Source organism: Leuconostoc lactis KCTC 3528 = DSM 20202, assembly GCF_014651235.1.
Classification (GTDB): domain Bacteria; phylum Bacillota; class Bacilli; order Lactobacillales; family Lactobacillaceae; genus Leuconostoc; species Leuconostoc lactis.
On the sequence record NZ_BMWM01000001.1, the window covers coordinates 234,344 to 242,211 of the forward strand.

General features: G+C 44.9%; 11 protein-coding genes. 4 read left to right on the forward strand and 7 right to left on the reverse strand.

What is annotated here, in order from left to right; translation table 11 throughout:
• The first annotated feature begins 15 nt into the window (after window positions 1–15).
• On the forward strand, window positions 16–834 hold the full coding sequence (locus IE039_RS01120; RefSeq protein WP_010005617.1) for an exodeoxyribonuclease III: 819 nt from the start codon (window positions 16–18) through the stop codon (window positions 832–834).
• Between the two features lie 28 nt (window positions 835–862).
• Here IE039_RS01120 and IE039_RS01125 read toward each other — a convergent pair whose 3' ends face one another.
• The 3 genes from IE039_RS01125 to tsaE are packed head-to-tail and all read right to left on the reverse strand — an operon-like array spanning window position 863 to window position 2,347.
• On the reverse strand, window positions 863–1,396 hold the full coding sequence (locus tag IE039_RS01125; protein WP_029509089.1) for a 3'-5' exonuclease: 534 nt from the start codon (window positions 1,394–1,396) through the stop codon (window positions 863–865).
• 13 nt (window positions 1,397–1,409) lie between these two features.
• Window positions 1,410–1,901, reverse strand: a complete 492-nt coding sequence (locus tag IE039_RS01130; protein WP_048700063.1) for a GNAT family N-acetyltransferase — start codon at window positions 1,899–1,901, stop codon at window positions 1,410–1,412.
• Window positions 1,898–2,347 (reverse strand): tRNA (adenosine(37)-N6)-threonylcarbamoyltransferase complex ATPase subunit type 1 TsaE, encoded by a 450-nt coding sequence (gene tsaE, locus IE039_RS01135; RefSeq protein ID WP_010003477.1) that lies wholly within the window; start codon window positions 2,345–2,347, stop codon window positions 1,898–1,900. Before tsaE ends, IE039_RS01130 begins: the two co-directional genes overlap by 4 nt.
• 97 nt (window positions 2,348–2,444) lie before the next feature.
• Between tsaE and pncB the strand changes: the two genes are divergently transcribed.
• Genes pncB through IE039_RS01150 form a run of 3 tightly spaced genes read left to right on the forward strand, consistent with a single transcriptional unit; the run spans window position 2,445 to window position 5,337 of the window.
• Window positions 2,445–3,794, forward strand: coding sequence for a nicotinate phosphoribosyltransferase (gene pncB, locus IE039_RS01140; protein ID WP_048700065.1), 1,350 nt, complete (start codon window positions 2,445–2,447; stop codon window positions 3,792–3,794).
• A gap of 1 nt (window position 3,795) precedes the next feature.
• The gene (nadE, locus tag IE039_RS01145; protein WP_048700067.1) at window positions 3,796–4,620 is read left to right on the forward strand and encodes an NAD(+) synthase; all 825 of its coding nucleotides are present in this window, start codon (window positions 3,796–3,798) and stop codon (window positions 4,618–4,620) included.
• 27 nt (window positions 4,621–4,647) lie between these two features.
• Window positions 4,648–5,337: a MucBP domain-containing protein gene (locus IE039_RS01150; protein ID WP_010003479.1), complete on the forward strand. Its 690-nt coding sequence runs from the start codon at window positions 4,648–4,650 to the stop codon at window positions 5,335–5,337.
• Between the two features lie 27 nt (window positions 5,338–5,364).
• Here the strand turns inward: IE039_RS01150 and IE039_RS01155 are convergent, their stop codons facing one another.
• From IE039_RS01155 to IE039_RS01170, 4 genes are read right to left on the reverse strand one after another with little or no spacing between them, the layout of a single operon-like run.
• Entirely contained in the window at window positions 5,365–6,456 is a 1,092-nt protein-coding gene (locus IE039_RS01155; protein ID WP_146976429.1) for a SepM family pheromone-processing serine protease, read from the reverse strand.
• Window positions 6,457–6,933, reverse strand: coding sequence for a pantetheine-phosphate adenylyltransferase (gene coaD / locus IE039_RS01160; protein ID WP_189428577.1), 477 nt, complete (start codon window positions 6,931–6,933; stop codon window positions 6,457–6,459).
• Between the two features lie 26 nt (window positions 6,934–6,959).
• On the reverse strand, window positions 6,960–7,514 hold the full coding sequence (gene rsmD, locus IE039_RS01165; protein ID WP_019039743.1) for a 16S rRNA (guanine(966)-N(2))-methyltransferase RsmD: 555 nt from the start codon (window positions 7,512–7,514) through the stop codon (window positions 6,960–6,962).
• Between the two features lies 1 nt (window position 7,515).
• Window positions 7,516–7,851, reverse strand: coding sequence for a DUF2129 domain-containing protein (locus IE039_RS01170; RefSeq protein ID WP_189428583.1), 336 nt, complete (start codon window positions 7,849–7,851; stop codon window positions 7,516–7,518).
• Window positions 7,852–7,868 lie beyond the last annotated feature (17 nt).

Consider the following 7,868-nt stretch of genomic DNA (forward strand, 5'->3'; position numbering starts at 1 on the left):
ACAAAGGAACCCATCATGCACTTTATCTCTTGGAATATTGATTCAATTAACGCTGCCATCGAGCACAAATCGGCCCGTGGTGAAATGACTTGGGACGTGCTGCAAAAAATTGCCGCCCAACAACCTAACGTTTTTGCCATTCAGGAAACAAAACTCAAAGCCACTGGTCTCACTAAAAAGCAGGCCACAGTGTTAGCTGAACTTTTTCCCGACTATCAAATTTATGTCAACGCCAGTGACGCGCGCTCTGGCTATTCAGGCACCATGATTCTGACACGTTTGACACCACTTGCTGTGACTTATCCAACCATTGGGGCACCAGGTGAGATGGATCTTGAGGGTCGGATTATCACCTTGGAATTTGAGGACTTTTTTGTCTCAACCGTTTACACGCCAAATTCTGGTTCTGCCTTAGCGCGCCTCGCTGATCGTGGTGCTTGGGACGATACTTATCGCGCCTACATCTCATCACTGGATGCCCAAAAACCTGTGATTTTTAGTGGCGATATGAACGTCGCGCATCAAGAAATTGATTTGAAAAATCCCAAAACGAATCATAAGTCTGCTGGCTTTACCGATCAAGAACGTGAAAAGTTCACTGAGCTCTTGTCTGCTGGTTTCACTGATACCATGCGTGCCCAAAATCCAGATACCCCTGGTATTTATACTTGGTGGGCCCAAATTAGTAAAACCAGTAAAATTAATAATTCTGGTTGGCGGATCGATTACTACCTAGTCAGTGATCGCATTGCAGATAAAGTGACAGAAACAGCCGTGATTGACACGGGTCTGCGTCAAGATCACGCCCCTATCTCATTAAAAATGGCTTTCTAATCAAAATGACCTCACCGGCTTGGTGAGGTCATTTATTTTTAACAAAAGGTTTAAGACTAGCTGTCCCAAAATGTTGGTCTTGATAAATTAAAATTTGCGCGGCTGCGACAGCATCATCCAACGCATTATGATGATGGTCTAACGTAATCCCCAGATTTTCAGCCACCGTGTTGAGCTTATGGTTACGGAAGTGCGGAAAAAGTTGCCGACTGCTACGCACAGTGTCTAACAACATATAGTGCGGTGCTTCAATCCCGTAATACGCCAATGTTCCCTGCAACACCCCATGGTCAAACGGCGCGTTATGGGCCACAACAAGTTTGTCTTCGGTAAATAGTGGCGCCACCTGCGCCCAAATTTCTGGAAACTTTGGCGCCTGCGCAACATCTTGTTCACGAATACCATGAATAGCGGTGTTGCGTGCACTAAAGTAAGTTTCTGGTTGAATCAAACTATAAAACTCATCCACTACCTCGTTTTGCCGAACAACCGCCAGAGCCATCGATACGGCAGAGTGTTTTTCATGATTCGCTGTTTCAAAATCCATTGCAACAAAATTCATCGTGTCCTCCTATTTAAGCCAAGTCCTTGACCATACGTTGCAATTGCGTGGCCCGCCCATTGGGTAACACGATAGCGACTGGTTCATCAACGGCTTGAAAACCAAACTTTTGATAAATATGTTGGGCGGGGTGATTATCCTGTTGCACATCTAACCAGACCTGATCTAAGCCAACATGTTCAGCCCAATCGAGTAAGGCTGTTAAAAGACTTTGGCCTAAACCAGCCCCGTGAAATTGTGCCAAAATCGCCATGCCGACTTCACCGTTTTCAATTGAGCCAATACCCACCGGTAAATTCAGCGCCCCTTGTTCAGCAATGAGTAACAACGTAATGGCCGGCCCGTCACTAACTTCAGGGATCACATCCCCATCACGGACACTCGTCACCAAAAACGTATCTGTTTCCGTCATCAACTGGTGAATGAGGGCTTGCCATTCAGCCGCACGTTCTAAGCTAGCCTCAGCTAGCTCAAAGGCAATGGGTTGGGTTAAATCAAATGTCATAGTTGTGCCTCAATCTTTTCCGCTGTGCCTAAACCGTGAACTTGAATTGTCCGCACATCATCGTCATCACCACGCAAAAAGTTAAGGACAAGCCGATCATTTGGGAGTAAATCAGCCATGAATTGTGGCCACTCAATCAAGGTTACCCCATCCGTACCAACATAATCTTCAAAACCTTGATCTTGCGCCCCTGTCTCTTCTAAGCGATAAGCATCAAAATGATAAATTGGAAAGTCGCGGGCCGCATAGGTATTCATAATATTAAAAGTGGGGCTTTTCACGCGTGCGCGCACGCCAAGTTCACGCGCAAATCCTTGCGTAAAGGTAGTCTTACCGGCCCCTAAATCACCTTGCAAGGTAATCACTAAACCAGGATAAGCGAGTTTGGCTAAACGTGCTGCAAACTGTTGGGTTTCGTTTGAATTGTTTGTCAAAATTTCTGTCATGTTTCTATTATATCACGCCTTTTACGAGATATTTTTTCTACGATAAGGCCCCTGTTTTTTTGCTATAATGGGTTTAATAATTTTAAAGGAAATCACCATGATTTATCCAGACGATTCACTGACTCTACATACCGATCTGTATCAGATCAACATGATTTATACCTATTGGCAAGCGGGCATTGCGCAACAGCCCGTCGTTTTTGAAGCTTATTTTAGAAACCGGCCGTTTAATAACGGCTACGTGCTCTTTGCTGGTTTGGCACATGCCGTTAATTATCTGGAAAACCTGACCTTTACCACTAGCGATATTGATTATTTGCGTCATTTGTCACTTTATCCAGAAGACTTCCTAACTTATCTAGCTGATTGGCGCTTAACGGCTACAATTCGAGCACCACATGAAGGTGAAGTGATGTTTGCTCAAGAACCATTACTGCAAGTTGAAGGGCCCTTGGTCGATGCGCAATTACTCGAAACTGCCCTCCTCAACATGATTAACTTTCAAACGTTAATTGCCACCAAAGCAGCCCGTGTCCGAACAGCCGCTGGACAAGACCCGCTGATGGAATTTGGCACACGACGCGCCCAAGAATTTGATGCAGCCCTTTGGGGTACCCGCGCAGCGTTTATCGGTGGCTTTAACGCCACTTCCAATGTGCGCGCAGGGAAATTATTTGACCTACCAGTCGCCGGTACCCATGCCCATGCGTTAGTACAAGCCTATCAAGATGACTATACAGCTTTTAAGGCGTATGCTAACACCCATCACGATGTCGTCTTCCTCGTTGACACCTTTGATACCCTCAATTCTGGTGTGCCAAATGCCATTAAGGTGGCTAAAGAATTTGGCGACCGGATTAACTTTCAGGGGGTCCGCATTGATTCTGGCGACATGGTGGCTCTATCTCAAGCCATTCGCCAGCAGCTAGATGCCGCTGGTTTCCCATCAGCCAAAATATATGCTTCTAATGATTTAGATGAGTACACCATTACTGCATTAAAAGCCCGTGGGGCACAAATTGATGTTTGGGGCGTAGGGACGAAACTGATCACCGCTTATGACCAACCCGCATTAGGCGCGGTTTACAAAATGGTCAATATTGCTGGTCAAAATACGATTAAGCTCTCTGATGATCGCGATAAAATTTCTACGCCTGGTAAAAAGCAAATTTGGCGGACGCATACTGGTGATGTCTTAACTTTTGCGGACGAAGCACATGACGGCACCCCACTGCTCCAAGATATTTTTGTTGCTGGTCAGCGTGTTTATACGCTACCAAGTTTAGCTGATAGTCAAGCCTACGCCAAGCAACGTCTGGCAGCAATCGACCCACAGTTCAAGCGGTTAGACCAACCAGCAACCTATCCGGTTACCCTATCCCCAGCACTTGCTGCAGCCAAAAACGCCGCCATTCATGCGGTCCAGCACAATCTCCAGGAGAAGTAATATGCGTCCCTTACAAGCCAAAATCATTGCCGATTTACACGTTCAACCAACCATTGATCCCGCACTTGAAGTGCGCCGTTCTGTAGATTTTTTAAAAAATTATTTGTTACAAAATCCACAATATACGAGCTATGTGATTGCCGTCTCTGGTGGCCAAGATTCGACGCTTGCTGGTAAACTCGCGCGTTTGGCAACACAAGAACTGACTGCAGAAACCGGTCAAACCTACCAACTCATTGCCATTAGACAACCTTATGGTCAGCAATTAGACGAGCCAGATGCTTTAGCCGCTTTAGCCTTTATCGATGCTGATCGCGTCATCACGACTAATATAAAAACGGCGACAGATGCCATGACTTTGGCACTGCGCGAGAGCGGTTTAGTGGTCGATGACCTGAGTCGTGGGTCAATCAAGCCTAAGATGCGGATGATTGCCCAATATGCAGTTGCCCGCGAATATCAGGGCGTGGTGATTGGGACGGATCATGCGGCCGAAGCCTTTGCTGGTTTCTTTACTAAGTACGGTGATGGCGGCACCGACATCAATCCCCTTTGGCGTTTGAATAAGCGACAAGGTCGTGCAATGTTACAAGCGTTAGCGGCCCCCGCAGCACTTTATGAAAAAGTACCAACGGCTGATTTGGAAGATGATCGCCCACAGTTACCAGATGAAGTCGCACTCGGCGTTTCATATGACGTTATCGATGACTATCTTGAAGGCCAAACCGTTCCTACTGCACTTGCCGAAAAAATTGAAGCCTTATATTTGGCCAGTGCGCATAAACGCCACGAACCCGTCACAATTTATGACACGTGGTTCTACTAAACGCCGTACAACAAGGAGGGTTAAATAATGACAAATGACTCACCCGTTTGGGTTTATTACGAAGACATTGCTACCCAAGCAACACTCATGTCCCCAACGCGCTTAGATGGTGGCGTTGGTGAGCCTTATAGCGTGACAATCCCTGAAATTACCAATTACACCTACGTTGATGCCTCTGGTGATCTCAACAGTATTTTTGGTAATTTACCTCAGTCACTACATCTCTATTTCCGACCAAGCAATTGGCGGGATGCCCACCGTATCACCATGTATATTGCCGTGCAAGCTGATATGTTGGCCTATGAAGCACCTGATGATCAGGCAGCTGTGAGCGCCAATATTCCGGTTGGCAGTTTTTGGGCGACGCCACTTCGTGTCATCACGGTCAATGGCCAATTCTGGTACCAGATTGGTGATCATGCTTGGCTACGGTACGAAGCGCATCTCATGGTGCTTTCAGACACAGCACCAAATGCCGAGAATATTCATTACATTCAGGCCCATGCCGTGGCTAACGACCAGCCCAATGCCATTGTCAATTTCTTGCCAAATCAAGCGACTGAAGTTTTTGCCGAACCCTACGGTTTGCCAATTGGCAGTGTCGCCGATGGTGATTTTGTCGCCATCATTAACGAACAACACCACGACAACGGCATTATCTGGTACGAACTGGCTCATCACGGCTGGATTAACAGTTTGTATATTAATAAATTATAAAAAAGCAACGACACCGTCGTTGCTTTTTTACTGTGGCTTATCCGTTGTTTTAATTATTTTTCCGGTTGCCAGATAATTGACCGCATCGTCAAATGTTTGGACTGGAATAACCTTGACCGTTGGCGCATATTTTTTCGCTGTATCACGTGCCAACTGATAGTTCGTTTTGTGTTGTTCTTCATACTTTAGTAATTCTTTGGTTGGTTCGACATATGGGGCAAAAAAGATGGTTGAGCCCGCTTCTTTGGCGGCAATGACCTTTTTATCAATACCACCAATTTCACCAACATAACCGTTCACATTCATCGTACCAGTGCCAGAAATGTTACGCCCCTTGGCCAAATGATTGCCGGTCAGCTGATCATATATCTGCAGGGTGAACATTAACCCACCTGACGGCCCACCAATTTGACCTGGATCAACTTCGACTTTAGGATCTGTCGTAACGGCAACATTATCAGTTAGCACAATCCCAATGCCTGAACGCCCATTCGGATATTCTGGTGAACGGGTACTTGGTAATTTAATGGTTTTACCAGTTATTTGGCCAGATTTCCCATCCCGAAGATAGTCGATCGTCACGTTAACACCAGGTTTTTTATCAGCCAAATATTTAATAAACCCATCGGAATTATCATAATGATGGCCGTCAACTGCCGTGATGGTATCCCCAACCTGAATACTATGTTTGAAATGTGAATTATCATTCACACTCAACACATAAATTCCCCGATAAGTAGTGGTAATGGGCCGTTGCGCTTTTTTAAAGGCAACTTGTTCGGCATTGGCAATGGCACTTTGCATATAAAAATTCTGTACTTTAGCAAAGACAGCCGAACTTTCACCACCAGTAACTTCTTCTGCAGACGCATAAGATAATTGCGGATTGATTTTGGTTTGCAAATAGCCGAGAACATTGGCTTTAGACAGATAAACCGAGGTAATGTTATAACGCCCTTTGGCCGTATCATTTTTGCCACCGATTTTAACAAACTTCGCCAAATCATCAGCTTCACCTGGACTCTCAATATAGCCATTTAGTGGCCAAAATAAAACGCCAATGCCAATGAATAGGAAAATTGCCGCAATCGCGGCAATGATTTTACTTTTTTTTCGCATTTAGTTTAACCGTTCTTTCAACGCATCAACGACCACTTTTGGCACAAATTTTGCCATATTGTCCGCCCCCATGCTACCAATTTCTTTGACCATTGAACTTGAAATGTTTTGATTCTCTGGTTTTGCTAAAAGTAAAATGGTTTCAACATCGGCTAACGCACTGTTAACACCGGCAATATCCCGTTCATATTCAAAGTCTTTACTATTCCGCAAGCCACGGACAATAAACTTTGCCCCAATTTCAGACATAAATTGGACAGTTAGGCCATGCATAATGGTCACGTCAACATTGGGCAAATCGGCAACAACAGTTGAAATTAAATCAACTTTTTCTTCCGGTGTAAACAAAGCCTTCTTACTCGTGTTATGCCCAACCCCAACCACAACGTGGTCAAAAAGTTGACTGGCACGTTGAATAATATCAAGATGCCCGTTTGTTAATGGGTCAAAGCTGCCTGGAAATAATGCAATACTCATCGTGGTTCCCCCTTATCGTTGTCCCCTTATTTATCGAATTGATAAATGGTCACAACAGTAATCCCATATTGTTTTTGTCGTAAAATGTTAAATTGTGTACTTGCTTCTGGTAAGTTAGCCGCATCATTACTCTCTGCGAGAATAATCGCCCCGTCTGCTAACAAGCCATTTTGTGCCATAAATTGCATATCTGCAGCAATCGTTTCCTTAGCATAAGGTGGATCTAAAAAGACCAAATCAAACGTCTGCTGTGCAGCAACAAAATTCTGTAGCGCCTGTTGCGCTGGCATTTTTAAGATGCTAAATGCTGCGGCATCATGCGTTTTATCAACGTTGCTTTGAATAACTTTAATCGCTTGAAATTGGCGATCAACCAATGTGGCATGGGTCATCCCCCGTGACACAGCTTCAATACCTAGGCCACCAGTACCTGCATATAGATCAAGCACATTGCCACCCGATAAAAACGGCATCAACATGCTAAACATCGCCTCTTTGACTTTATCCGTTGTGGGCCGCGTTTTATCGCCGGCCACCGCTTCTAAGCGTGTCCCACGAAAACGTCCTGCTACTACTCGCATACTAGTTATCTACCGGTTGCATCATCACCGCTTGTGATGAACTCCCGTTCTCCTCATCATAGTTTTCAAAGAAAATATCATCATGAACATCGCCCAAGTCCGGATCAATATCAGGTCTTGGCGAGCTAAGGACGTCGCGGACAAATTTATATTGCTTAATTTTATCAATTTGTGCCGCAATGTCTTCATCGTTGACGTACAGCATCACATAACCCATTCGCCGCGACACATAAGTAATTTTGCCAAATTTTTTAAGCTGCGGCACATGTCGCTTATTTTTTAAATAAGGCAGATTGTAAAATTTAAGTTGAACATTTAAGTGGACAGAAAAACCCATCAAGGTCTTTAATGGTG

Bases quoted from the DNA above. Each gene is read 5' to 3' on its own strand.
- IE039_RS01120 (WP_010005617.1), top strand. From the start codon at position 16: ATGCACTTTATCTCTTGGAATATTGATTCAATTAACGCTGCCATCGAG.
- IE039_RS01125 (WP_029509089.1), bottom strand. From the start codon at position 1,396: ATGAATTTTGTTGCAATGGATTTTGAAACAGCGAATCATGAAAAACAC.
- IE039_RS01130 (WP_048700063.1), bottom strand. From the start codon at position 1,901: ATGACATTTGATTTAACCCAACCCATTGCCTTTGAGCTAGCTGAGGCT.
- tsaE (WP_010003477.1), bottom strand. From the start codon at position 2,347: ATGACAGAAATTTTGACAAACAATTCAAACGAAACCCAACAGTTTGCA.
- pncB (WP_048700065.1), top strand. From the start codon at position 2,445: ATGATTTATCCAGACGATTCACTGACTCTACATACCGATCTGTATCAG.
- nadE (WP_048700067.1), top strand. From the start codon at position 3,796: ATGCGTCCCTTACAAGCCAAAATCATTGCCGATTTACACGTTCAACCA.
- IE039_RS01150 (WP_010003479.1), top strand. From the start codon at position 4,648: ATGACAAATGACTCACCCGTTTGGGTTTATTACGAAGACATTGCTACC.
- IE039_RS01155 (WP_146976429.1), bottom strand. From the start codon at position 6,456: ATGCGAAAAAAAAGTAAAATCATTGCCGCGATTGCGGCAATTTTCCTA.
- coaD (WP_189428577.1), bottom strand. From the start codon at position 6,933: ATGAGTATTGCATTATTTCCAGGCAGCTTTGACCCATTAACAAACGGG.
- rsmD (WP_019039743.1), bottom strand. From the start codon at position 7,514: ATGCGAGTAGTAGCAGGACGTTTTCGTGGGACACGCTTAGAAGCGGTG.
- IE039_RS01170 (WP_189428583.1), bottom strand. From the start codon at position 7,851: ATGGGTTTTTCTGTCCACTTAAATGTTCAACTTAAATTTTACAATCTG.